Below are 22,865 nucleotides of genomic sequence, written 5' to 3' on the forward strand. Positions count from 1 at the left end.
ATCACTTTAATGGTATTTGTGTATTGGCAAAAGAATTAATTAGCCGTCGAATAAAAAGACAGGAAAATGCGATGAACAGCAACTTGACAAAATTAACCCTGGCCATTGCCGCATTAACGGTAAGTTCCACCGTGGCGGCAAAAACACTGGTGTATTGCTCGGAAGGATCGCCGGAGAATTTCAACCCGCAGCTCTACACCTCGGGTACCAGCGTGGATGCCAGTGCGGTTCCGGTCTATAACCGCCTGGTCGATTTTAAACCGGGCACTACGGAGCTGGTGCCAAGCCTGGCCGAAAGCTGGGACGTGAGCGAAGACGGCAAGGTCTACACCTTCCATCTGCGCAAAGGCGTGAAATTCCAGAGCAACAAATTCTACAAGCCGACGCGCGACTTTAACGCCGATGACGTGATTTTCTCCTTCATGCGGCAGAAAGACGTCAATCATCCGTATCACAACGTCTCGAATGGCAGCTATTCAAACTTTGAAAGTCTGGAGTTTGGCAGCCTGATTACCGCCATCGACAAGGTGGACGATCATACCGTGCGCTTTACCCTGGCCCATCCGGAAGCGCCGTTTGTCGCCGATTTGGCCTGGTATTTTGCCTCGATTCTTTCAGCGGAATACGCCGACGCGATGCTCAAAGCGGGCACGCCGGAAAAAGTGGATATGGAGCCGATAGGCACCGGGCCGTTTAAACTGACGCAATATCAAAAAGATTCACGCATTCTTTTTACCGCGTTCCCGGAATACTGGCAGGGCAAGTCGAAGCTCGACCGTCTGGTGTTTAGCATCACACCGGACGCCTCCGTTCGCCTGGCCAAAATCGAGAAAAATGAGTGTCAGGTGATGCCGTTCCCGAATCCGGCGGATCTGCCGCGCATGAAAGCCAACAAAGATATCAACCTGATGAGCAAGGCGGGGCTGAACACCGGTTTCCTGGCGTTTAACACCCAGAAACCGCCGCTGGATAATGTGAAAGTGCGTCAGGCGCTGGCGATGGCGATCAATAAACCGGCGATCATCGATGCGGTGTTCCACGGTACCGGCACCGCGGCGAAAAACCTGCTGCCGCCGGGCGTCTGGAGCGCGGACAGCGAGCTGAAGGATTATGACTACGATCCCGAAAAAGCCAAAGCGCTGCTCAAAGAAGCTGGATTTGCCAACGGCGTGAGCGTCGATCTGTGGGCCATGCCGGTGCAACGTCCGTATAACCCGAATGCCAAACGGATGGCCGAGGTGATTCAGGCCGACTGGGCGAAGGTCGGCGTGCAGACCAAAATCGTCACCTATGAGTGGGGCGAATATCTCAAACGCGTGAAGGGCGGTGAACACCAGGCGGCGCTGATGGGCTGGACGACCGCGACAGGCGACCCGGATAACTTCTTTGGCCCGCTGTTTACCTGCACGTCAGCCAACGGCGGGTCAAACTCGGCGAAATGGTGCTATCAGCCGTTTGATAAAATCATCAATGAGGCTAAATCGATAACCGATCATGAAAAACGCGTGGCGCTGTACAAAGAGGCGCAACAAATGATGCACGATCAAATGCCTGCGGTGATGATTGCGCACTCCACCATTTTCGAACCGGTGAGAAAAGAGGTGACAGGCTACGAAATTGACCCATTTGGCAAACATCTGTTCTGGCAAGTGGATATTAAATAGCCATAAATCACTGCCCGTGACTATTCCGGGCAGTCTGTTTTCTGAATTGTGCGGCGAGCACCTTTTTTGTCACAACAAACCCCTGATACTTTTGCTATAACTTCATATGCATATCTGCATATAACAGGGATCTACCACCATGCGTACTCAGACTTTATTTAAAGTTGCAGCGCTCTCTGGCCTGCTGGCATTAGCGGGCTGTGCGTCCAAAGTGGCGCAACCCGATCAATATTCGGGCTTTTTAAAAGATTATTCAGGCTTGCAGCAAACGACGTCAGCGACCGGTAAACCGACGCTGCGCTGGGTCGATCCATCCTACAACCCGTCTAATTACGACAATATCGTCTGGAACCCAATTACCTATTATCCGGTCCCTAAACCGACCACACAGGTAGGGCAAAAACTGCTGGATGATCTGTTGGCTTACACCAACACCAAAATGAAAGCGGCTATTGGGCAGACGAAACCTCTGGTGACCACCCCTGGGCCGCGTAGCCTCATCTTCCGTGGCGCTGTCACCGGTGTAAGCTCGAAGAAAGAAGGTCTGCAATTCTATGAAGTGGTCCCGGTTGCTCTGGTCGTAGCCGGTACGCAAATGGCGACGGGACACCGTACAATGGATACCCATCTCTATTTCGAAGGTGAGCTGATCGATGCTTCAACGGGTAAACCGGTTATCAAGGTGGTTCGTAAAGGCGAAGGTAAAGAGCTGAACAACGAAAACGCACCGATGACGATTGCGACGTTGAAACAGGTTGTTGATGACATGGCGACGGATGCCACCATGTTTGATGTGAATAAGACCAGAAAATAAAATACTCACCGGCGGCATAGTGCCGCCGGTGTATTTTACGCCGTCCGTAGTCGCTTAAACCAGGTTTCCGGTTTCGTGAACATCACCATATTTCCCGTCAGAATCAGCAGCAATCCTGCCACGGCATTCATGTGCCAGACGTAGCCTTCGTATACCGTAGAAATCGACAGCGCGACCAGCGGGAACAACAGGGTGCTGTACGCCGCTTTACCGGCGCCAATGCGCCCGACCAGCGTAAAGTACACGCCAAAGGCTATGACCGAGCCGAAAATTGCCAGATACAGCAGCGCACCGATGTAGCTCACTGTCCATTGCGGCATAAAACTGTCGCCGCGCACCAGCGCAATCACGCCCATCACCAGCGTGCCGTACATCATCGCCCAGGCGTTGGTGGTCATGGTTTCCAGACCGTTACGCTGATGGCGAAGGCTAATCATATTCCCCAGCGAGAAGCCGTAGGTTCCGAGCGCCGACAGGCCAATGCCCAGCAGCAGCTCATGGCTCCAGCCGCTGGCGAGCAGATCGTCCCAGAAGAGGGTGATGATACCGAGTAATCCGAGAATAGCGGCGGTCCAGAAACGTGCTGGTGGACGCTGTCCGAAGAAAATAAAGCTGTTAATGGCGTTATACAGCACCGCCATCGAGAAAATGACCGACTCAAGACCGGTATTGATAAACTTCGCCGCGGTATAAAAACACCAGAAGTTAAAGCAAAACACGCAGCAGCCCTGAATCATACAGAACAGGTGATCGCGCATCGCCATTTTGCGCAAACGTCCCAATGCCAGCAGGACAATCATCATGGTGGCGCTCGCCACGGCAAAACGCCAGAAGATGGAGACGGGAGCCGCGACCGGCCCTTGTTGCAGGAAAATCGCAATCCACGTCGTTCCCCAGATAACCACCACCAGTCCATACAAAAGTGCGTTCATGTTTCTCTCTTATCAAACCGCAAAAAAGCAGTATGACGTGAGCCACACAACCCGGCTTTCAGCATCTTGCGGCTGACTTGCAGAATCTTGCGCTTTTTTATGGTGACAACGCTGGTATCGCGGGGCAACACTTCTTAGACTAACGATCTCTTTCATTACCAGCTGACGGATATGTCTCGCGCTTACGACACCTTTGAAACGCTTCGCCAACAAAATGCCGTGCTGCGGGAAACGGTCGCGCTGAATTCGGGCATCCAGCTGGCGGCGTGGTACAACAAGCACGATACGGTCACGGTAAAAAGTAACCACCACACCCTGAGTTTGTACGTGGCCGATGGTTATGAGAGCTACCACAAAACTAACAGCGGCTGGAAAAACGGCGGTGGGCCAGACCGTTTTTGCCTGATGCCGAAAGAGAGCGAGTCGAGCTGGGATATCCGTGATGATTTGTCATTTGTGCATCTTTACTGCACCGATGAGCATCTGCGGGAGATTGGCGAAAAAATCTGGGATAAAAGCCCGGCCGGGATTTCACTGGACGAAAAAACCTTCGCCAGCGATCCCAAAATCGCCATGCTTTACCGCCAGTTTTTGCTCGGCTGCGACTGGCAGCAGCAGGCGAATCAGCTGACGTTAAGCACCGCCAGCACCTTGCTGTTGACCCACTTGATCCAACATTATTCCAGCGTTCAGTGGAAGTTACCGGTGGTGACAGGCGGACTGTCGCCGTTCGTTCTGCGCAATGTGCTGGCCTATATTGACGAAAATCTTTCACAAGCCTTAACGCTTGCTGAACTCGCTGCGATTGCGGCATTGAGCGAATACCATTTTGCCCGCATGTTCCGCCAGTCTATGAACATGGCTCCGCATCAGTACGTCATGCAGCAGCGGATGGAAAAGGCAAAAGGTCTGGTGCAATTCTCGCAGCAACCACTGACCGACATCGCGCTGGCCTGCGGTTTTAGCTCGGCCAGCCACTTTAGCAACCGATTTAAGGCGTCAACCGGATTCACCCCCTCGCAGCTACGCGCGGCGAAAGAGTGAGAACGCGGTAAAGCAGATCCCGCCCGCCACCAGTCCCCAGAATGCCGAACCTATTCCAAGCAGCGTCACGCCGCTGGCTGTGACCAGAAAGGTCACGATGGCCGCGTCGCGCTCAGCCTCAAGTTGTAACGCCTGATATAAACTGCCGCTGATCGTCCCCAGCAACGCCAGCCCGGCCAACGTCTGGATCCAGCTCACGGGCAGCGCCGCCATCAGGGCAGTAATGGAACCGCCAAAAATCCCTGCCAGCAAATAAAACACGCCAGCCGCCGCCGCGGCCAGCCAGCGTTTTTGCGCATCCGGATGCGCGTCCGGGCTTTGACAGATGGCGGCGGTGATCGCGGCAATGCAGATGGAATAGACGCCGAAAGGCGAGAACAGCAGGGCCAGTGCGCCCGTAAATATGATTAACGGCGAGACGGCAACCGGATAACCAGAGGCTTTCATGGTGGCGAAACCGGGCGCATTTTGTGAGGCCATCGTCACCAGGAAAAACGGCAGGCCGATACTGATAAGCGTGGTAAAGGTAAATTTTGGCGCGATAAACTCCGGCATGACCACCTTAAAGGCGAGATTGTTAGTGACAACGTCACCTCCAGCCCAGGCCGTGACGCTCCCTACCAACAGAGTGGCGACAATGGCATAACGTGGAACGAAGGTTTTGGCTATCAGCCACGCCAGCAACATGCTTCCGCACAGCAGGAAATGCCCTTCCAGATTTGTGAATGCCTGCAGGCCAAATCGCAGCAGCACACCTGCCAGCATCGCCGCCGCCAGGGTATGCGGGATAATCTTCATCAGTCTGGCAAATAGTCCAGTCAAACCGCAGAGTAAAATCAGGGCGTTAGCGAAAATAAAAATACCGATGGTTTCCGCAAGCGTCACGCCCTGTAAGCTGGTGGCAAGCAGGGCGGCACCAGGCGTTGACCAGGCGGTTAACACCGGCGCTTTGTACCAAAGGGAAAGTGCTAATGTGCTAACACCCATGCCGATACCGAGCGCGGTCATCCAGCCTGCAATTTGGTGAGGCGTTGCGCCAGCTGCCGCCGCAGCCTGCCAGATAATGGCGGCAGAACTGGCGTAACCGACCAGAACCGCGACGAAACCGGCCAGGATCGCAGGAAAAAGAGAAGATGAACTGGGCATGAAAACTCCGATGTGCGTTATAGCGTCCGAGTAAAGGTAACACTGTGCGCTATAGCGTACAAGTGGTACACTTCGCCGCAACGGGAGGATCTATGAATATCACTGAACATCTTGCCTCAACGCTGAAAACTGAGCGTCAGGCGCGAGGCTGGAGCCTGTCAAAACTGGCCGACGAGACGGGCGTGTCGAAAGCGATGCTTGGACAAATCGAGCGCAACGAGTCCAGCCCGACCGTCTCTACGCTGTGGAAAATCGCCACGGGTTTGAACGTTCCGTTTTCGGCATTTATTACGCCGGAAGCCCATCCGCAGCCGGTTTTCGATCCTCAAGAGCAGGCGATGGTGGTCAAACCGCTGTTCCCCTGGGATGACGCGCTTAAGTTTGATCATTTCTCGATTACCCTCGCGCCCGGTGCCTTGAGTGAATCCACGCCGCACGAAGCCGGTGTGATTGAACATGTGGTGGTGATCAACGGTGAACTGGATATGTGTATTGAAGGGGTCTGGCGCACGATTTTGCCTGATTCAGGCCTGCGTTTTGCAGGGGACAAACCCCATGCCTATCGCAACAGCAGCAGCCAGACGGTGCACTTTCATTCGTTGATTCATTATCCCCGTTAAAGGTACGCAAAACGGTTTCGCTGTCGTAGACTTCTGACTACAATAGCCGCCATTTTGACCATAACGGATAACGACGAAGTATGCGCCTGCAATCCCATCATCTTGAACTCTTAAGCCCGGCCCGTGACGCCTCGATTGCCCGCGAGGCAATTCTGCACGGTGCAGATGCGGTCTATATCGGCGGTCCTGGCTTTGGCGCTCGCCATAATGCCAGCAACAGCCTGCGCGATATCGCTGAGCTGGTGCCGTTTGCCCACCGATTTGGGGCGAAAGTGTTCGTGACCCTGAACACTATTCTTCATGATGATGAACTTGAGCCTGCGCAACGCCTGATTACCGATTTATACCAGACCGGCGTCGATGCCCTGATCGTTCAGGACATGGGCGTGCTCGAACTGGATATTCCTCCGATTGAACTGCATGCCAGCACCCAGTGCGATATTCGTACCGTCGAAAAAGCGAAATTCCTGTCTGACGTTGGTTTCACCCAGATAGTGTTGGCGCGCGAGCTGAATCTGAATCAAATCCGCGATATTCACCAGGCGACAGACGCCACCATTGAATTTTTCATTCACGGTGCGCTGTGTGTGGCTTATTCCGGGCAGTGCAACATTTCCCACGCCCAGACCGGGCGCAGCGCCAACCGTGGCGACTGCTCTCAGGCGTGTCGTCTGCCGTATACGCTGAAAGACGATCAGGGCCGCGTCGTGGCTTTCGAAAAACACCTCCTGTCGATGAAAGATAACGATCAAACCGCAAACCTCGCGGCATTGATCGACGCGGGTGTGCGCTCCTTCAAAATCGAAGGGCGATATAAAGACATGAGCTACGTGAAAAATATCACGGCGCACTACCGCCAGATGCTGGACGCCATTATTGAAGACCGAAACGATCTGGCGCGCGCGTCCGCCGGGCGTACCGAGCATTTCTTCATTCCGTCCACCGATAAAACCTTTCATCGCGGCAGCACCGATTACTTTGTGAATGCGCGTAAAGACGATATCGGCGCCTTCGATTCACCCAAGTTTATCGGCCTGCCAGTCGGTGAAGTGCTGAAAGTGTCCAAAGACCATCTCGACGTGAAAGTGACCGAAACGCTGGCGAACGGCGATGGTCTGAACGTGATGATCAAGCGTGAAATCGTCGGTTTCCGTGCGAATACCGTGGAGAAAACCGGCGAAAATCAGTATCGCGTCTGGCCAAACGAAATGCCTGCCGATCTGTATAAGGCACGTCCGAACGCGGCGCTGAATCGCAACCTGGATCACAACTGGCAGCAGGCGTTGCTGAAAACCTCCAGTGAGCGCCGGATTGCCGTCGATATCGAACTGGGCGGCTGGGAAGAGCAGCTGATCCTGACCATGACCAGCGAAGACGGCGTGAGTGTTACACATACGCTGGATGGTCAGTTTGAAGAGGCCAATAACGCCGAGAAAGCGCTGAACAACCTGAAAGACGGCGTAGCGAAGCTTGGGCAGACGATTTATTACGCGCGTGATATTCAGGTGAACCTGCCTGCGGCGCTGTTTGTTCCGAACAGTCTGCTAAACCAGTTCCGCCGCGAAACCGCAGAAATGCTTGATGATGCGCGACTGGCAAACTATCCGCGCGGCAGCCGCAAAGCGGTATCCGATCCTGCGCCGGTTTATCCGGATTCACACTTGTCATTCCTTGCAAACGTGTACAACCACAAAGCGCGGGAGTTTTACCATCGCTATGGCGTCCAACTGATTGATGCAGCGTATGAGGCGCACGAAGAGAAGGGCGACGTGCCGGTGATGATCACCAAGCACTGCCTGCGTTTTGCCTTCAACCTGTGTCCGAAACAGGCCAAAGGCAATATTAAAAGCTGGAAAGCAACGCCGATGCAGCTGGTGAATGGCGATGAAGTTCTGACGCTGAAATTTGACTGCCGCCCGTGTGAAATGCACGTAATTGGCAAGATGAAAAATCACATCTTCAAGATGCCACAGCCGGGAAGCGTGGTGGCCTCTGTGAGTCCTGACGATCTGATGAAGACCCTGCCAAAGCGCAAAGGCGCTTAATCAGCGAAAATAGGTATCCGGTTTGCGCGACTTCTGCCAGTGATGGTGCTCGCGCAAACCTTCCGCTGATTCTTCTGCCACACTCCGCAGTTCATCACTGTCCGCCGCATGACGTAGCTGGTGGTCTGCATTCTGTACCCACAAATATTCATGCCCTTTATGTCCTGCCATTAATTGACCTGAAAATAGCGCACAGGTTAATAGTATGAAAACCAAACTTGTTTTAACCATTTCGTTACCACCGCATCACATTTAGCGGCCATAATGCCAATAGTTTCGTTGGGTTATTATTTGATGATTTAAACTAACGCAAATAAATTGTCAATTTATGCGCTGAATTTACCGCAAGTCTATTTATGGACAATAAAAATCGGCTCAAGATTCTGGGATTTACTCTTTCAGGAGGGTGACAGGGATTATGTATTTAGGAAAAGTCCGATATAATTGCCTTTTGACTATGGACCAGGTCGAGTAGATGAAACAAGCATTAACTATAACGTCGTTTTGTATTGCTGCAGCGGCAGTAGCGTATATCGGTTACACCTCTTTCACCGACAAACCAGAATATCTCCAGGCCGCAGAAACGCGTGTCGGTTCATATTTGACCAGTGATGTCGGGCGCGTCTCTTGTAACAGTACCAAAGTGGCGGATCAGCACTGGCGTCTTGATTGCAGCACCCAGGCAAAAGGGAAGATATTCGAGTATTCCGTTTACCCTGCTGAGAATGCGCCTTATGCCGTCTCACGTGCGTTTTATCTTGAAGCCGTCAATGAGAGCGCTATTCAAAGCGCCGGAGAAGGGCTCATGAAGTATCTGCAAATCAACACAGCGGCGACGAATATTCAGTCGTAACTAACAGGGTAAACCCTTTGTTTAGTATTCATTTAAATTGTGGGTGTTAAGTTATTATCGATCCGCAACCGGTCATGGAATACCGGAACGTAGATACCAAAATATATATCTATCCATGCAAGCATTTACCGCCAGATTATGGCGGTTTTTTTTGCTTAAAATTCAGCGTATTTCCTGCTGTCTGAGGCCTGAATTAACGCGTTTTCGATATTGTGTCGGAGACTCATTATAGTGCTGGCGAAAATGATGGCGCAGCGTTGCGGAATGGCCAAACCCCGTTTGCTCAGCGATGCTGTCGACGCTTAAACGTGTGTTTTCCAGATACTCTTTTGCTCTTAGCAGGCGTTCGCTGAGCAGCCAGCGAGCGGGGGTTGTCCCGGTGGCACTGGCAAAGCGGCGTAAAAAAGTACGTTCGCTCATTCCAACGCGTCGGGCCAGAGAGCTTACGCTATGATTGACCGTCAGCTGCAGGTGCAGGAAATCAAACAGCTCGCCAAAACGCTGACTTTCTCTTAGTACTGCCACCGGACGCGTCACGTGCTGCGTTTGCGTTCCATCACGGTGCGGGGGGATAACCAGGCGCCTGGCAACGAGATTTGCGGCATCTATTCCATAATCCCGGCGTACTACGTGCAAACAGAGATCGAGACCGGCGGCGCTCCCTGCGGACGTCAGGACCGTCCCTTCATCCTGATACAACACATCTTCAATCACCTGAATGGCCGGAAAGCGGGTCTTTAACGTCTCGGTATAACGCCAGTGCGTGGTGGCTTTGCGTCCGTCGAGCACACCCGCAGCGGCCAGAACGAACACCCCGGAACAAATCGAGAGCAGATGACTGCCGCGCGCATGGGCTTTGCGTAATGCCTCGCACAGCGCAGGAGGAACCCTTTCATCCGCACCTCGCCAGCCGGGGATCACAACCAGGCTGGCCTGTTCCAGTAACGACAGATCGCCGTCGGCCACCATCCTAATCCCGCCGGTGGCGCGCAATTCTCCTTCTTCAACGCTGGCGACGCTAAAACGATACCAGTCGTTGCCCATTTCCGGGCGCGGCAGGCCAAAAACTTCTACCGCCACGCCAAACTCGAAGGTGCACAGGCCGTCATACGCCAGGACCACCACCAGCGGGCGCGGTGCTTGTCGTAAGTTTGTCATCATTTTGCTGTTTTCTGGCATAACCGCAGGCATTCACTGACTGATTTTTTGGATAACGTACTGTTAACACAAACGCCAAACTGGAGAAAGCACCATGAGTTACGTCACTGAATTTCCCACCGCCGACCCGCAGGAGTCCGTTGCCCATTTTCTGCGCCGCCTGAGCGTCGAAACCGACTGTGCCGACGTGCACCACGCGCTGGCAAATCATCAGCAGGATTTTGTTTTGCTACATGTGGTAGGCCGCCCGGAGCAGTTCGCGCGCCGCCATCTGCCGGGTGCCATTCATCTCCCCTGGTCCGCCATGACCGCTGAAACGATGGCGCAATGGCCGCAGGATACGTTGTTCGTGGTCTATTGCGCCGGACCACATTGCAATGGTGCGGATCGGGCGGCGCTGAAGCTCTCACGCCTGGGCCTGCCAGTCAAAATTATGCTCGGTGGCATCACCGGCTGGGAAGATGAAAACTTCGCCTTTGCCAGTGAGGATTAAGTCGAAGATGAATAAAATTCATCACGCATGAAATTTTCTCGTTTGCTGCAACGCAGGGGTTATGACATCTTTTTGGACATATAGCCATCCAGAAGTCTAAAAGTTCAATTAATGAATTATCACTGTGGGCAATCAATTGCCGGCAGTAAAGGAGAGAGTCATGCAGCGACAACACGCCCCGTACCGTGCCGATGTGGTAGGCAGCTTTTTACGTCCCGACGCGATTAAACAGGCGCGACTGCAGTTCGCCAGCGGTGAGATTGACGCCGGGCAGCTCCGCGCTGTGGAAAACGATGCGATTCGCCATGTAGTTGAGCAGCAATGCGCCTGCGGCCTGCACGTAGTCACTGACGGAGAGTTCCGCCGCGCGTGGTGGCATTTTGATTTCTTCGACGGTTTGCAGGGCGTGGAACGCTACGATTCAAACCAGGGCATCCAGTTTAACGGCGTTCAGACTAAGGCTCACGGCGTGCGAGTCACCGGAAAACTGGCCTTTGGCGACCATCCGATGCTGGAAGATTTCCGCTATCTGAAAAGCATCAGCGGTAACGCACAGCCGAAAATGACCATTCCCAGCCCAAGCGTGCTGCATTTCCGTGGTGGGCGTAAAGACATCGACGCGACGGTATATCCGGAACTGGACGCTTACTTTGACGATCTGGCGACCACCTGGCGCGATGCGATCCATGCGTTCTATGAAGCGGGCTGCCGCTATCTGCAACTCGACGACACGGTCTGGGCCTATCTCTGCTCAGATGATCAGCGCCGCCAGATTACTGAGCGCGGCGACGATGCAGACCAGCTGGCGCGCACCTATGCCCGCGTGTTGAACAAAGCGCTGGAAGGCAAACCGGAAGATCTGACTATCGGTCTGCACGTGTGTCGCGGCAATTTCCGCTCTACCTGGATCTCCGAAGGCGGCTACGAGCCGGTGGCCGAAGTGCTTTTCGGCTCCGTTAACGTGGATGCCTTCTTCCTGGAGTACGACAATGACCGCAGCGGGGATTTCGCGCCGCTACGCTTCGTCCGTCCGGGCAAACAGCAGGTGGTGTTGGGCCTTATCACCACCAAAAACGGCGAGCTGGAAAACCCGGAAGGGGTGAAAGCGCGTCTGGAAGAGGCGGCGCAATACGTTTCGAAAGAGCAGATTTGCCTCAGCCCGCAGTGCGGTTTTGCCTCAACGGAAGAGGGCAACAGTCTTACCGAAACCCAGCAGTGGGACAAAGTGCGTCTGGTTACGCAAATCGCTGACGAAGTCTGGTGATTTTTCGGGCACAGCGTTGCACTTTATTAATGCAGCGCTGTGCCATTCTGAATCGTTAACGCTTTTTTTGCGCCTGTACTCCCCTGAATTTCCGCCGTTTTCCATTCTGGCATCCTTTTTGCTCTCCTGAAGCTGACACGTTTGATTCTGCGTCCACATGGTTACGGACGTTTTCGCACAGCTTTCTTTTCAGGAGTGAAAATATGCATCGTCGTACCTTCATCAAAGCTTTCGCGCTGTCGGCCTCCGTTGTGGCGATGGGAATGAGTTTCGGCGTTCAGGCTGCCGATACGATCAAAATCGGTATCATGCACTCGCTCTCCGGCACGATGGCGATCTCCGAAACGCCGCTCAAAGACGTGGCGTTAATGACCATCGATGAAATTAACGCCAAAGGCGGCGTGCTGGGTAAACAACTGGAACCGGTTGTTGTTGACCCGGCCTCTAACTGGCCGCTGTTTGCAGAGAAAGCGCGCCAGCTGTTAAGCCAGGATAAGGTCGCGGCGGTGTTTGGCTGCTGGACTTCCGTCTCGCGTAAATCGGTTCTGCCGGTATTCGAGGAGCTGAATGGTCTGCTGTTCTATCCTGTCCAGTACGAGGGCGAAGAGATGTCGCCAAACGTGTTTTACACCGGCGCGGCACCAAATCAGCAGGCGATTCCGGCGGTGGAATATCTGATGAGTGAAGACGGCGGCAGCGCGAAACGCTTCTTCTTGCTCGGGACGGATTACGTTTATCCACGCACCACCAACAAGATCCTGCGTGCGTTCCTGCACTCAAAAGGCGTTCAGGACAAAGATATTGAAGAGGTCTACACCCCGTTTGGGCATAGCGATTACCAGACCATTGTCGCCAATATCAAGAAATTCTCCGCGGGCGGCAAAACGGCAGTGGTGTCCACCATCAACGGCGACTCCAATGTTCCCTTCTATAAAGAGCTGGCCAACCAGGGCGTAAAAGCCACGGATGTGCCGGTCGTCGCGTTCTCGGTCGGAGAAGAGGAACTGCGCGGGATTGATACCAAACCTCTGGTCGGCAATCTGGCGGCATGGAACTACTTTGAGTCCGTCGATAACCCAACCAACCAGACCTTTGTCGCGGCGTACAAAGCCTATGCCAAAGCGCACAAACTGCCGAACGCCGATACCGTGGTGACTAACGATCCGATGGAAGCCACCTACGTGGGTATCCATATGTGGGCGCAGGCCGTGGAGAAAGCGGGAACCACCGATGTGGATAAAGTGCGCGCGGCGATGGCCGGTCAATCCTTCAAAGCACCGTCGGGGTTCACGCTGACGATGGATGCCACCAACCACCATCTGCATAAGCCAGTGATGATTGGCGAAATTGAAGGTGACGGCCAGTTCAACGTTGTCTGGCAGACCGAAGAGACCGTCCGCGCCCAGCCGTGGAGCCCGTTCATTCAGGGCAACGACAAAAAACCAGACCAGCCGATGAAAACCGCCAGTAACTAAGCCTTAATCGCACGGAGAAAAGCCATGAGCGTAATGCGAATGTTCGTCGCAATAGTCTGGCTTGCCGGTCTGCTGCCAGGGATGGCGCAGGCGTCGGATGCGGACACGTTTGTCGCCGCAAGCCGCAGCCAGCAAACCGCACTGCTGGAAAAGTGGGCCGTCGCCCCGGATGAGAAGCGTCTGCCGCTGTTGCAGGCGCTACAAAAAGAAAACCTGTTTGCTGACGGGCAAAAGCACGCTTTTGCCCGCGTGAAGGGTGAGATGGTGGCGCTGGGGGATTCACCCGCGGCGGAGGGCGACCCGAAAGCGGTGCGCCTGACCAACCGCCTGCGGGTGCTGGCCTCCGCAGCGCTGGCGACGCATCAGCTTGCAAGTGACAGTGTCACGCAGCGCAAGGGCGCAGCGCTACAGTTACAGCGCGAGGCCACGCCTGAAATGCTGAATATGTTGCAGCAGCGTCTGCAGGCGGAGAAGGACGAGGGCGTGCGTCAGGCGCTGGAAGTGGCGCTGGCCAATTTACAGCTCGTCAGCCCAAATGCGGAGGTGCGTTTGCAGGCCATCGAGCTGTTGGCGCACTCATCCGATCCCGAAACGCAGACCCGGCTGTTGCCGTTCACTCAGGTGCAAACCGAACCCGACGCCCGCGTGCGCGAGGCGGCGGAAAACAGTCTGCGCAAAATCGAGCATCGTCTGTTGATTAGCGATCTGCTGGGGCAGGCGTTTATGGGGCTGTCGCTGGGGTCAGTCCTGCTGCTGGCGGCGCTCGGGCTGGCGATCACCTACGGTCTGCTCGGGGTGATCAATATGGCCCACGGCGAAATGCTGATGCTCGGGGCGTATTGCACGTGGATGGTTCAGCAGGCGATGGCGCAGTTTATGCCCCAGTGGCTGGCGTTCTACCCGGTGGTGGCGCTGCCGGTGGCGTTCCTCGTGACCGCCGGAATCGGTATGGCGCTGGAGCGCACCATTATTCGTCATCTTTATGGCCGCCCACTGGAAACTCTGCTCGCAACCTGGGGCATTAGCCTGATGCTTATCCAGATTGTGCGCATGACCTTTGGCGCGCAGAACCTTGAAGTGGCAAATCCGGCGTGGCTTTCGGGTGGCGTGCAGGTCTACGCCAATCTGATCCTGCCGTGGAACCGTATCGTGGTGCTGGGCTTTGTGCTGCTGGTGCTGTTCTTCACCTGGCTTATCCTCAACAAAACGCGGCTAGGGCTGAACGTGCGGGCAGTGACGCAAAACCGCAGCATGGCCGCCTGCTGCGGCGTGCCGACCGGGCGGATCGACATGCTGGCGTTTGGTTTGGGCTCGGGAATTGCCGGGTTGGGCGGCGTAGCGCTGTCGCAGCTCGGCAACGTCGGGCCGGAACTTGGGCAGGGTTACATCATTGACTCGTTCCTGGTGGTGGTGCTGGGCGGTGTCGGACAGTTGGCCGGGAGCGTGGCGGCAGCGTTTGGCCTCGGGATCTTCAACAAAATTCTCGAACCGCAAATGGGTGCGGTGCTCGGTAAAATTCTGATCCTGGTGGCGATTATTCTGTTCATTCAGAAACGCCCGCAGGGACTGTTTGCGCTTAAAGGGAGGGTGACAGACTGATGAGCCAGCCGCTGACGTTAACACTGGCGCGTAAGGCGCCGCGCGTGACCCAACTTTTTGGCAGTCTGATCCTTGCCATTCTGCTGGTGCTGCCGTTTCTGGCGCTGCTTCCGGCCAGCCATCCGCTGGCGGTTTCCACCTGGATGCTGACGCTGGTCGGTAAAATTCTCTGCTACGCCATCGTCGCCGTGGCGCTCGATCTGGTGTGGGGTTACGCCGGAATGCTGTCGCTTGGACACGGGATTTTCTTTGCTCTCGGCGGTTATGCGATGGGGATGTACCTGATGCGCCAGGCCTCGGGCGATAGTCTTCCGGCATTTATGTCGTTTCTCTCCTGGAGCGAACTGCCGTGGTTTTGGTGGGGAACTCAGCATTTTGCCTGGGCGATGCTGCTGGTGGTGATGATCCCAGGCCTGCTGGCGCTTGTTTTCGGCTGGTTTGCTTTTCGCTCCAAAATCAAAGGGGTCTATTTTTCTATCATGACCCAGGCGCTGACCTACGCGGGGATGCTGCTGTTCTTTCGAAATGAAACCGGCTTTGGTGGCAACAACGGGTTTACCGGTTTCACCACGCTGCTGGGCTTTTCGGTGACGGCGACGACAACGCGTATCGCGCTGTTTCTGGCGACCGTCGCGCTACTGGTGGCGTCACTGGCTATCGGTTTTGCGCTGGCGAAAAGCAAATTTGGCCGCATTCTGACGGCAGTGCGTGATGCGGAAAACCGCCTGACGTTTTGTGGTTACGATCCGCGCGGATTTAAGCTGCTGGTGTGGACGCTTTCTGCCGTGCTATGCGGACTCGCCGGGGCGCTGTATGTCCCACAGGTGGGGATTATCAATCCTGGTGAAATGTCGCCGACCAATTCCATTGAAGCGGCCATTTGGGTCGCGCTCGGCGGGCGTGGAACCCTGGTCGGCCCGGTGATCGGCGCGGCGCTGGTGAATGGTGCGAAAAGCTACTTTACCGTGGCGATGCCGGAATACTGGCAGTTGTTTCTCGGGCTGATTTTTATCGCGGTCACGCTCTTTTTACCGCGCGGCGTGTACGGGCTTTTTCGTAAGGGAGAGAAATAATGCAGCCAGCCGAAGGACTTTTTACTCGTCAGTTGCCCGGCGACCGTTTTCGCGACCAGACCGATCCCGTGCTCCAGCTGGAATCGATAAACGTCAATTTTGACGGCTTTCAGGCGCTAACCGATCTGTCGCTGAACATCGGCGTCGGCGAGTTACGCTGCGTCATCGGCCCGAACGGTGCCGGGAAAACTACGCTAATGGATGTGATCACCGGCAAAACACGTCCTCAGAGCGGGCGGGCGATTTACGATCAGTCTATCGATTTAACAGCGCTGGAACCGGCGGCGATTGCACGCCAGGGTATCGGGCGTAAGTTCCAGAAACCGACGGTGTTCGAAGCGCTGACGGTATGGGAAAACCTCGAGCTGGCGATGAAAGGCGATAAGTCCGTGTGGGCCAGTCTGCGCGCGCGATTAACCTCGGAGCAGAGCGATCGTATCAGCGAGATGTTAACCCTCCTGCGCCTGAGCGCCGAGCGCGACCGTTGCGCCGGAATGCTCTCCCACGGGCAAAAACAGTTTCTGGAAATCGGCATGCTGCTGGTGCAGGAGCCGCATTTGCTGCTGCTTGATGAGCCCGCCGCCGGGATGACCGACGCCGAAACCGAATATTCGGCAGAACTTTTTCGCACGCTCGCCGGGAAACACTCGCTGATGGTGGTGGAGCACGATATGGGTTTTGTTGAAACCATCGCCGATCACGTCACCGTTTTGCATCAGGGAAGAGTGCTGGCGGAAGGCTCGCTGCGGGAAGTGCAGGCCAACGAGCAGGTGATTGAAGTCTATCTGGGACGCTAAGGAGCCATCATGCTACAGGTGAATGAACTGAATCAGTATTACGGTGGCAGCCACATTTTGCGCGGCGTGAACTTTGACGCGCCGGGCGGGGAAGTGACCTGTTTGCTCGGGCGTAACGGCGTGGGGAAAACCACGCTGCTTAAATGTCTGATGGGGCTGATTCCGGCACGCAGCGGGGAGATTGTCTGGCAGGGGAAAACGATTACCCATGCGAAACCGCATCACCGGGTGCAGTCCGGCGTGGCGTATGTCCCGCAGGGACGCGAGATTTTTCCGCGCCTCACGGTGGAAGAAAATTTGCTGCTGGGGCTATCGCGCTTTACGGCGCGGGAAGCGAAAAGCGTTCCGGAGGATATCTGGCAGCTGTTTCCGGTATTGAAAGAGATGAAGCACCGGCGCGGGGGCGATCTTTCGGGCGGGCAACAGCAGCAGCTGGCGATCGGTCGCGCGCTGGCGAGCCGTCCGCAGCTGTTAATTCTCGATGAGCCGACCGAGGGGATTCAGCCGTCGGTGATCAAAGAGATTGGCGTGGTGATCCGCCAGCTCGCCAGCCGGGGGGATATGGCGATTTTGCTGGTGGAACAGTTCTATGATTTTGCGGCGGAACTGGCGGATAACTACCTGCTGATGTCACGCGGGAGCATCATCCAGCGTGGTCGCGGAGAAAATATGGAACAGGAAGGCGTGCGCGGTCTGGTGGCGATCTAGGGTTATTGTGTTTTGAAATGTTATATTATAACATTCGCATTCTCATAACATGGAGTGAGGATCGCACGTTGGCTTTACACATTGGAAAATTTGCAATGACTCTGGGGGCGCTGCTGGTCAGCGGCCAGCTGTTTGCCCACTCGCACGGCCATCAGATGACCGAAGCGGAACAAAAAGCGGCAAACGGGGTATTTGAAGATAAAGACGTTAAGGACCGTAAGCTCTCTGACTGGGACGGCACCTGGCAGTCGGTTTATCCTTTCCTGCTGGACGGTTCGCTTGATCCGGTATTTAAAAAGAAAGTCGAAAAAGACGCCAGTAAATCGTTCGAGGAAGTGAAAGCCTATTACCGTAAGGGCTACGCTACGGATGTGGAAACCATCGGCATTGAAAATAACGTGATGGAATTCCACACCGGCAAATCGGTGGCGAGCTGTCAGTATGATTACAGCGGCTACAAGATCCTGACCTACGCATCAGGCAAGAAGGGCGTGCGTTACCTGTTTGAATGTAAAGACGCCAGTTCGAAAGCGCCGAAATTTGTCCAGTTCAGCGATCATACCATCGGCCCGCGCGCCTCGGCGCATTTCCATATCTTTATGGGCAACACCTCGCATGAAGCCTTACTGAAAGAGATGGACAACTGGCCGACCTATTACCCGAACGAGATGTTTAAGAAGCAGGTGGTGGAGGAGATGTTGCACCATTAAGCCGTGTTTTGCCGGGTGGCGGCTTCGCCTTACCCGGCCTACAAAACCCTGGAACGTAGGCCCGGTAAGCACAGCGCCACCGGGCATTTCAGACCGCACCAGCCATCACGCCGTTTCCACCCGTTCGGCATAGGGTTCCACGCTCATCCCGCGCAAAATCATCAGCCACGCTACCACGATCGCGACCATCATAATCACAAACAACGACCAGTGCGGCAGGTGGGTCAGAATCAGTCCTGTGACCATCGGATTGGCAGCAGCGCCCAGCCAGCCGAGCGCTTGCGCTGAGAAGTAGCTCGCTTTCATCCCCGGCGGCGCAATGTTATCAATCAGCAAGTATTCACCCGGCGCATAGATAATCTCCCCAATCGTGAACACCGCCGAGGCAATTCCCCAGTAGATCAAATTGGTGCCAGAGAGCATAAACCCGCCCAGTCCAAGAAGGAAAAAGAGCGTGCCAATCGCCATTAACGGGCGAATATTGCTGGCTTTGATTTTACGGCCAATAAAATACTGCAGCGACACCACCATCGCGGCGTTAGCGGGCAGCACCACGGCAACCACTTTTTCCGCGAATTCACTGGTGTAATCCGCCGCCAGTACATACTGGGAAATACAGCTCGCAAACGAGCCGCCCACGTAGGACGCCAGCAGACCGGAGAGCGTATACCAGAACAGCGCCCGGTCACGCAGAAGTACCGACGGCTGCCACGGCACGGTGACGTTTTCACTGTCGGCGGCAATGCTTTTCTGCACATACATCTGGATAAACACCAGTGGCAGCGCGGCGCAGAAGGCTGCCAGCCAAAATGGCAGTTGCAGGCTGTACATCACCAGCAGCGTGCCGATCGGTGGGCCGATCGTCCAGCCGATATTGAGGAAGCTGTAGTTTAGGGAAAATACGCGTGCTTTCTCGCCTGGCGACAGCACATCCGCGAACCAGGCTTTAAGCACCGTCGAGAACACGGAATACGCGCAGTTAATCAGGGCGAAGAACAGCACCACCAGCGTGACATTATTCACCAGCGGGATCGCCACGAACCCGGCAATAAACGCCAGAATCGACAGCATCATGTAGCGCTTTTTGTCGAACTTATCCGCCAGGATGCCAAACCCCATGCTGAACACCACGCCAATCGTCAGAGCGATGGTCAGGGCGTAGCCGATATTCGCGACGCTCATCTGATAAACGCGCGTGAGGTAGATGGTCATAAACGGCAGCGTCGCGCCACGGCCAATGGTTAACAACAACGACGATGCCAGTAACGCTGCGGTTGAGCGCCTGAGAGATGATTTCATTTTCCTGTCCGACATATGCTTATGCTTTTTTTATGTCTAAATGATTATCACGCCACCAGGGGCGTTGTATAGCACCCAATTTTTCCATCAGTGCTTTATCTGACTGCCAGAATTAATGATCTTTTCCTGCCGCGTTTTTTTCGTTAACGTGAATCTGTTTACAAAAATTTAATAATCAGGGGCAAGGTATGACGCGTAAAGACGGGCTGCTGGCGTTACTGGTGGTCGTGGTGTGGGGGCTAAATTTTGTGGTCATTAAGGTGGGGTTGCATAACATGCCGCCGCTGATGCTGGCCGGTTTGCGTTTCTTACTGGTGGCCTTCCCGGCACTGTTTTTCGTCGACCGTCCAAAGATCCCGTTTCGTCTGCTCCTTGGTTACGGTCTGACCATCAGCTTCGGTCAGTTCGCCTTTCTGTTTTGCGCGATCAAATTCGGGATGCCCGCAGGACTGGCGTCGCTGGTATTACAGGCGCAGGCCTTCTTTACTATTATTCTCGGCGCGTTTGTGTTCGGTGAACGTTTGCAGGGTAAACAACTGGCGGGGATCACGCTGGCGGTGTTTGGTGTGCTAGTTCTGGCTGAGGCCAGTCTCAACGGTCAACATGTGGCGATGCTGGGCTTTATGTTGACGCTGGCGGCGGGGCTGAGCTGGGCATGCGGGAACATCTTCAACAAGCTGATTATGCAGCACGATGCACGACCGGCGGTGATGTCGCTCGTCGTCTGGAGCGCGCTGATTCCCGTGATTCCCTTTATGGTGGCGTCACTTATTTTTGACGGTCCGGCGCTGATGCTGACAAGCCTGATCGAGATTGACCTGACGACCATTCTGTCGCTGGTATATCTGGCGTTTGTCGCCACGATTGTCGGGTACGGGATTTGGGGAACGCTGCTGGGGCGTTACGAAACCTGGCGGGTTGCACCGCTGTCACTGCTGGTACCGGTCGTGGGTATGGCGAGTGCGGCAATTTTGTTGGGGGAAAAACTGACCACGCTGCAATTGATCGGTGCGGTGCTGATCATGGCCGGGCTGTACATCAACGTGTTTGGTTTGCGGTTGCGTCGGACGACGCGGGTCAGGGGATGAAAAAAGCCCCGCAATTAGCGGGGCAAAAACGAATCAGAGGTCGTGCTGATTGTAATACGGCACGCCTAATTCGTCGGATTTGTCGCTGCCCGCACCCATATGATTGAAATCAAACGGTGATTGTTCGTGTGCGGTAGGCAGAACCATCGTGGTGCGACTGTTCTGCTGGTTAGCGTGAGTGGTTTGCTCCGCAAAAGTCTGGCCGGAGACCAGCACCAGTAAGGTGAGGGCGGCGGAGGCGATAAATTTCATGATTTCCTCGGTTACGTCTTAATACAGGCGATTAGCAGTTACAGTGTGTTAGCGGATGCAGATATCGGGATTCACCGGGCATACTGGTGATTCGGTATTTATGCGGCGGCACGTCGAAATAGTTCTTAAATGTGCGGGTCAGGGTCTGTTGCGATTCAAACCCATAACGCTCTGCCAGATACAGAATCGGCTCGTTGCTCTCTTTCAGTTTCTGCGCAATTTCCGTCAGCTTACGGCTACGAATATATTGGCCTAAAGAATGACCGGTCTCTTTTTTGAACATCCGTTGCAGGTGCCATTTTGAGTAACCTGAACGCTCGGACACCTTTTCAAGTGAGAGCGGCGATTCCAGGTTCTCTTCGATCCAGTCCAAAATGCTATGAATAGTGATGGCGTCATTATTGCGTCTGGACATCGTCATACCTCTTTCTGTTTACGGCAGGATTTTCTTCAGCAAATGCTCAAGAGTGACCACTTCATCCGCCGTTAAGTTTTTTGTTAGTTCCTGGTGCAGTGTTTGTCCTACTAACTCATGACATTTTTCACACATCGCCGCGCCATCACTGGTGAGTTGCACCAGTACGCCGCGTTTGTCATTGGGGTTAGGGCGTCTTTCAATCCATCCTTTGCAGACAAGACGATCGAGCATGCGCGTGAGCGCCCCCAGGTCGACAGAAAGCACCTTTTTCAGCTCAACCGGGGTGATGCATACTTCGCAGCGAATGGAACACAGCACTTTGAACTGAGTCGCGGTGATGTCCATCGGAGACAGATAGTCATTGAGCAGGCGATCTTTTTTCTGGTTCACCATATGAATAAGACGGCCCAGTGGAATAATTTCGTTAAAGAGATCACTGGTGCTTTTCACAATGGTTGCCCTGGCAAGTAGTTTAATCACGGCAGATATTATTGCTCAGGCAAGTATAAGTCAACTGAATGTATCCGCCGATGCCACGATTTGCTAAAACGTTTCATGAACTTTTTTTGAGGCCTTTTAAATCATAAACATAACGGATGGTTATCTTTATCCAGCGGAAAACACTGCTTACGTTGTCTGCGTGGCTCACGCAAGGCATTTCACCGTATACTGTGAGGGTTGATTATGGAAAAGGACGACAACGCACTATGGTGGAATTATTTCAGGCAATAGGTCTTGGGCTGGTGGTGCTGTTGCCACTGGCAAACCCGTTAACAACTGTGGCGTTGTTCCTGGGGCTGGCGGGGAACATGAATACCGCCGAACGTAATCACCAGTCGCTGATGGCCTCGGTGTACGTATTCATTATCATGATGGTGGCGTATTACGCCGGACAGCTGGTGATGAACACGTTTGGGATTTCGATTCCTGGGTTGCGTATTGCAGGGGGCCTGATCGTCGCCTTTATCGGTTTCCGCATGTTGTTCCCGGCGCAAAAAGCGCACGAATCGCCGGAAGCCAAAAGCAAATCGGAAGAGATGGAAACGGAGCCTTCTGCCAATATCGCTTTTGTGCCGCTGGCGATGCCGAGCACGGCGGGTCCGGGTACGATTGCGATGATCATCAGTTCCGCTTCCACGGTTCGCGATGGCACGACGTTTTCGGCGTGGGTAGTCATGGTGGCGCCACCGCTGATCTTCGCATTGATTGGCGTGATTTTGTGGGCGAGCCTTCGCAGTTCAGGCGCGATCATGCGCTGGGTGGGTAAGGGCGGAATCGAAGCAATTTCCCGTCTGATGGGGTTCCTGCTGGTGTGTATGGGCGTGCAGTTTATTATTAACGGCGTGCTGGAAATTATTAAGACTTACCACTGACTTTTTGCCGGGTGGCGCTGCGCTTACCCGGCCTACTCTT

General features: G+C 54.5%; 24 protein-coding genes. 16 read left to right on the plus strand and 8 right to left on the minus strand.

Going from position 1 to position 22,865, the window contains the following annotated elements:
- Positions 1-71 precede the first annotated feature (71 nt).
- Complete coding sequence (locus JBO43_RS01120) at positions 72-1,664, plus strand: ABC transporter substrate-binding protein (RefSeq protein ID WP_202673523.1); 1,593 nt, start codon at positions 72-74, stop codon at positions 1,662-1,664.
- A 139-nt stretch (positions 1,665-1,803) separates the two neighbouring features.
- The gene (locus tag JBO43_RS01125; protein WP_103946299.1) at positions 1,804-2,478 is read left to right on the plus strand and encodes a DUF3313 domain-containing protein; all 675 of its coding nucleotides are present in this window, start codon (positions 1,804-1,806) and stop codon (positions 2,476-2,478) included.
- A gap of 35 nt (positions 2,479-2,513) precedes the next feature.
- Here JBO43_RS01125 and JBO43_RS01130 read toward each other — a convergent pair whose 3' ends face one another.
- On the minus strand, positions 2,514-3,410 hold the full coding sequence (locus JBO43_RS01130) for a DMT family transporter (RefSeq protein WP_103946298.1): 897 nt from the start codon (positions 3,408-3,410) through the stop codon (positions 2,514-2,516).
- 171 nt (positions 3,411-3,581) lie between these two features.
- Here JBO43_RS01130 and JBO43_RS01135 point away from each other — a divergent pair, with 171 nt between their 5' ends.
- The gene (locus JBO43_RS01135; protein WP_202673524.1) at positions 3,582-4,454 is read left to right on the plus strand and encodes a helix-turn-helix transcriptional regulator; all 873 of its coding nucleotides are present in this window, start codon (positions 3,582-3,584) and stop codon (positions 4,452-4,454) included.
- Here the strand turns inward: JBO43_RS01135 and JBO43_RS01140 are convergent.
- Positions 4,434-5,600 (minus strand): benzoate/H(+) symporter BenE family transporter, encoded by a 1,167-nt coding sequence (locus JBO43_RS01140; protein WP_202673525.1) that lies wholly within the window; start codon positions 5,598-5,600, stop codon positions 4,434-4,436. The two genes, JBO43_RS01135 and JBO43_RS01140, sit on opposite strands and share 21 nt — an antisense overlap.
- Positions 5,601-5,692: 92 nt before the next feature.
- Between JBO43_RS01140 and JBO43_RS01145 the strand changes: the two genes are divergently transcribed.
- The gene (locus JBO43_RS01145; RefSeq protein ID WP_103946295.1) at positions 5,693-6,220 is read left to right on the plus strand and encodes a helix-turn-helix domain-containing protein; all 528 of its coding nucleotides are present in this window, start codon (positions 5,693-5,695) and stop codon (positions 6,218-6,220) included.
- 80 nt (positions 6,221-6,300) lie between these two features.
- Positions 6,301-8,265 (plus strand): peptidase U32 family protein, encoded by a 1,965-nt coding sequence (locus JBO43_RS01150; RefSeq protein WP_202673526.1) that lies wholly within the window; start codon positions 6,301-6,303, stop codon positions 8,263-8,265.
- Here the strand turns inward: JBO43_RS01150 and JBO43_RS01155 are convergent, their stop codons facing one another.
- Positions 8,266-8,496, minus strand: coding sequence for a DUF2554 family protein (locus JBO43_RS01155; protein ID WP_095281988.1), 231 nt, complete (start codon positions 8,494-8,496; stop codon positions 8,266-8,268). It lies immediately after the preceding gene.
- 244 nt (positions 8,497-8,740) lie between these two features.
- Here JBO43_RS01155 and JBO43_RS01160 point away from each other — a divergent pair, with 244 nt between their 5' ends.
- Positions 8,741-9,118, plus strand: coding sequence for a hypothetical protein (locus JBO43_RS01160; RefSeq protein ID WP_103946292.1), 378 nt, complete (start codon positions 8,741-8,743; stop codon positions 9,116-9,118).
- Between the two features lie 162 nt (positions 9,119-9,280).
- Here the strand turns inward: JBO43_RS01160 and ftrA are convergent, their stop codons facing one another.
- Entirely contained in the window at positions 9,281-10,297 is a 1,017-nt protein-coding gene (gene ftrA, locus JBO43_RS01165) for a transcriptional regulator FtrA (protein ID WP_202673935.1), read from the minus strand.
- Between the two features lie 73 nt (positions 10,298-10,370).
- Between ftrA and JBO43_RS01170 the strand changes: the two genes are divergently transcribed.
- The 8 genes from JBO43_RS01170 to zinT all read left to right on the plus strand — a co-directional run bounded on the left by JBO43_RS01170 (position 10,371) and on the right by zinT (position 18,395).
- Entirely contained in the window at positions 10,371-10,769 is a 399-nt protein-coding gene (locus tag JBO43_RS01170) for a rhodanese-like domain-containing protein (protein WP_103946290.1), read from the plus strand.
- A 160-nt stretch (positions 10,770-10,929) separates the two neighbouring features.
- Positions 10,930-12,033 (plus strand): cobalamin-independent methionine synthase II family protein, encoded by a 1,104-nt coding sequence (locus tag JBO43_RS01175; protein WP_103948979.1) that lies wholly within the window; start codon positions 10,930-10,932, stop codon positions 12,031-12,033.
- A 203-nt stretch (positions 12,034-12,236) separates the two neighbouring features.
- Positions 12,237-13,508: an urea ABC transporter substrate-binding protein gene (urtA, locus tag JBO43_RS01180; RefSeq protein WP_103948978.1), complete on the plus strand. Its 1,272-nt coding sequence runs from the start codon at positions 12,237-12,239 to the stop codon at positions 13,506-13,508.
- 24 nt (positions 13,509-13,532) lie between these two features.
- Positions 13,533-15,107 carry an urea ABC transporter permease subunit UrtB gene (gene urtB, locus JBO43_RS01185; protein ID WP_202673527.1) on the plus strand — a complete coding sequence of 525 codons (1,575 nt, stop codon included), beginning with the start codon at positions 13,533-13,535 and terminating at the stop codon, positions 15,105-15,107.
- Positions 15,107-16,180, plus strand: a complete 1,074-nt coding sequence (gene urtC / locus JBO43_RS01190; protein ID WP_103946286.1) for an urea ABC transporter permease subunit UrtC — start codon at positions 15,107-15,109, stop codon at positions 16,178-16,180. Before urtB ends, urtC begins: the two co-directional genes overlap by 1 nt.
- Positions 16,180-16,977, plus strand: a complete 798-nt coding sequence (urtD, locus tag JBO43_RS01195) for an urea ABC transporter ATP-binding protein UrtD (RefSeq protein WP_202673528.1) — start codon at positions 16,180-16,182, stop codon at positions 16,975-16,977. The genes urtC and urtD overlap by 1 nt, the downstream gene beginning before the upstream one ends.
- 9 nt (positions 16,978-16,986) lie before the next feature.
- Positions 16,987-17,685: an urea ABC transporter ATP-binding subunit UrtE gene (urtE, locus tag JBO43_RS01200; protein ID WP_202673529.1), complete on the plus strand. Its 699-nt coding sequence runs from the start codon at positions 16,987-16,989 to the stop codon at positions 17,683-17,685.
- A 68-nt stretch (positions 17,686-17,753) separates the two neighbouring features.
- Positions 17,754-18,395, plus strand: coding sequence for a metal-binding protein ZinT (gene zinT, locus JBO43_RS01205; RefSeq protein WP_103946284.1), 642 nt, complete (start codon positions 17,754-17,756; stop codon positions 18,393-18,395).
- A 105-nt stretch (positions 18,396-18,500) separates the two neighbouring features.
- On the opposite strand, the gene ydeE is transcribed toward zinT, so the two are convergent.
- Positions 18,501-19,694, minus strand: coding sequence for an efflux MFS transporter YdeE (ydeE, locus tag JBO43_RS01210; RefSeq protein ID WP_202673530.1), 1,194 nt, complete (start codon positions 19,692-19,694; stop codon positions 18,501-18,503).
- Positions 19,695-19,882: 188 nt separating this feature from the next.
- On the opposite strand from ydeE, the gene eamA reads away from it, so the two are divergent.
- Positions 19,883-20,782 carry an O-acetylserine/cysteine exporter gene (gene eamA, locus JBO43_RS01215; RefSeq protein WP_202673531.1) on the plus strand — a complete coding sequence of 300 codons (900 nt, stop codon included), beginning with the start codon at positions 19,883-19,885 and terminating at the stop codon, positions 20,780-20,782.
- A 33-nt stretch (positions 20,783-20,815) separates the two neighbouring features.
- Here the strand turns inward: eamA and marB are convergent, their stop codons facing one another.
- Genes marB through marR form a run of 3 tightly spaced genes read right to left on the minus strand, consistent with a single transcriptional unit; the run spans position 20,816 to position 21,902 of the window.
- Positions 20,816-21,034: a multiple antibiotic resistance protein MarB gene (gene marB, locus JBO43_RS01220; RefSeq protein ID WP_095282001.1), complete on the minus strand. Its 219-nt coding sequence runs from the start codon at positions 21,032-21,034 to the stop codon at positions 20,816-20,818.
- 31 nt (positions 21,035-21,065) lie between these two features.
- Positions 21,066-21,449 carry an MDR efflux pump AcrAB transcriptional activator MarA gene (gene marA, locus JBO43_RS01225; RefSeq protein ID WP_146052590.1) on the minus strand — a complete coding sequence of 128 codons (384 nt, stop codon included), beginning with the start codon at positions 21,447-21,449 and terminating at the stop codon, positions 21,066-21,068.
- Positions 21,450-21,467: 18 nt separating this feature from the next.
- Positions 21,468-21,902 (minus strand): multiple antibiotic resistance transcriptional regulator MarR, encoded by a 435-nt coding sequence (gene marR / locus JBO43_RS01230; RefSeq protein ID WP_095282003.1) that lies wholly within the window; start codon positions 21,900-21,902, stop codon positions 21,468-21,470.
- 257 nt (positions 21,903-22,159) lie between these two features.
- On the opposite strand from marR, the gene JBO43_RS01235 reads away from it, so the two are divergent.
- Positions 22,160-22,825, plus strand: coding sequence for a MarC family NAAT transporter (locus JBO43_RS01235; RefSeq protein WP_095282004.1), 666 nt, complete (start codon positions 22,160-22,162; stop codon positions 22,823-22,825).
- The last annotated feature ends 40 nt before the right edge of the window (positions 22,826-22,865 follow it).

The organism is Lelliottia jeotgali, assembly GCF_016771845.1.
GTDB classification, from domain to species: Bacteria; Pseudomonadota; Gammaproteobacteria; order Enterobacterales; family Enterobacteriaceae; genus Enterobacter; species Enterobacter jeotgali.

Bases quoted from the DNA above. Each gene is read 5' to 3' on its own strand.
- JBO43_RS01120 (WP_202673523.1), top strand. From the start codon at position 72: ATGAACAGCAACTTGACAAAATTAACCCTGGCCATTGCCGCATTAACG.
- JBO43_RS01125 (WP_103946299.1), top strand. From the start codon at position 1,804: ATGCGTACTCAGACTTTATTTAAAGTTGCAGCGCTCTCTGGCCTGCTG.
- JBO43_RS01130 (WP_103946298.1), bottom strand. From the start codon at position 3,410: ATGAACGCACTTTTGTATGGACTGGTGGTGGTTATCTGGGGAACGACG.
- JBO43_RS01135 (WP_202673524.1), top strand. From the start codon at position 3,582: ATGTCTCGCGCTTACGACACCTTTGAAACGCTTCGCCAACAAAATGCC.
- JBO43_RS01140 (WP_202673525.1), bottom strand. From the start codon at position 5,600: ATGCCCAGTTCATCTTCTCTTTTTCCTGCGATCCTGGCCGGTTTCGTC.
- JBO43_RS01145 (WP_103946295.1), top strand. From the start codon at position 5,693: ATGAATATCACTGAACATCTTGCCTCAACGCTGAAAACTGAGCGTCAG.
- JBO43_RS01150 (WP_202673526.1), top strand. From the start codon at position 6,301: ATGCGCCTGCAATCCCATCATCTTGAACTCTTAAGCCCGGCCCGTGAC.
- JBO43_RS01155 (WP_095281988.1), bottom strand. From the start codon at position 8,496: ATGGTTAAAACAAGTTTGGTTTTCATACTATTAACCTGTGCGCTATTT.
- JBO43_RS01160 (WP_103946292.1), top strand. From the start codon at position 8,741: ATGAAACAAGCATTAACTATAACGTCGTTTTGTATTGCTGCAGCGGCA.
- ftrA (WP_202673935.1), bottom strand. From the start codon at position 10,297: ATGCCAGAAAACAGCAAAATGATGACAAACTTACGACAAGCACCGCGC.
- JBO43_RS01170 (WP_103946290.1), top strand. From the start codon at position 10,371: ATGAGTTACGTCACTGAATTTCCCACCGCCGACCCGCAGGAGTCCGTT.
- JBO43_RS01175 (WP_103948979.1), top strand. From the start codon at position 10,930: ATGCAGCGACAACACGCCCCGTACCGTGCCGATGTGGTAGGCAGCTTT.
- urtA (WP_103948978.1), top strand. From the start codon at position 12,237: ATGCATCGTCGTACCTTCATCAAAGCTTTCGCGCTGTCGGCCTCCGTT.
- urtB (WP_202673527.1), top strand. From the start codon at position 13,533: ATGAGCGTAATGCGAATGTTCGTCGCAATAGTCTGGCTTGCCGGTCTG.
- urtC (WP_103946286.1), top strand. From the start codon at position 15,107: ATGAGCCAGCCGCTGACGTTAACACTGGCGCGTAAGGCGCCGCGCGTG.
- urtD (WP_202673528.1), top strand. From the start codon at position 16,180: ATGCAGCCAGCCGAAGGACTTTTTACTCGTCAGTTGCCCGGCGACCGT.
- urtE (WP_202673529.1), top strand. From the start codon at position 16,987: ATGCTACAGGTGAATGAACTGAATCAGTATTACGGTGGCAGCCACATT.
- ydeE (WP_202673530.1), bottom strand. From the start codon at position 19,694: ATGAAATCATCTCTCAGGCGCTCAACCGCAGCGTTACTGGCATCGTCG.
- eamA (WP_202673531.1), top strand. From the start codon at position 19,883: ATGACGCGTAAAGACGGGCTGCTGGCGTTACTGGTGGTCGTGGTGTGG.
- marB (WP_095282001.1), bottom strand. From the start codon at position 21,034: ATGAAATTTATCGCCTCCGCCGCCCTCACCTTACTGGTGCTGGTCTCC.
- marA (WP_146052590.1), bottom strand. From the start codon at position 21,449: ATGTCCAGACGCAATAATGACGCCATCACTATTCATAGCATTTTGGAC.
- JBO43_RS01235 (WP_095282004.1), top strand. From the start codon at position 22,160: ATGGTGGAATTATTTCAGGCAATAGGTCTTGGGCTGGTGGTGCTGTTG.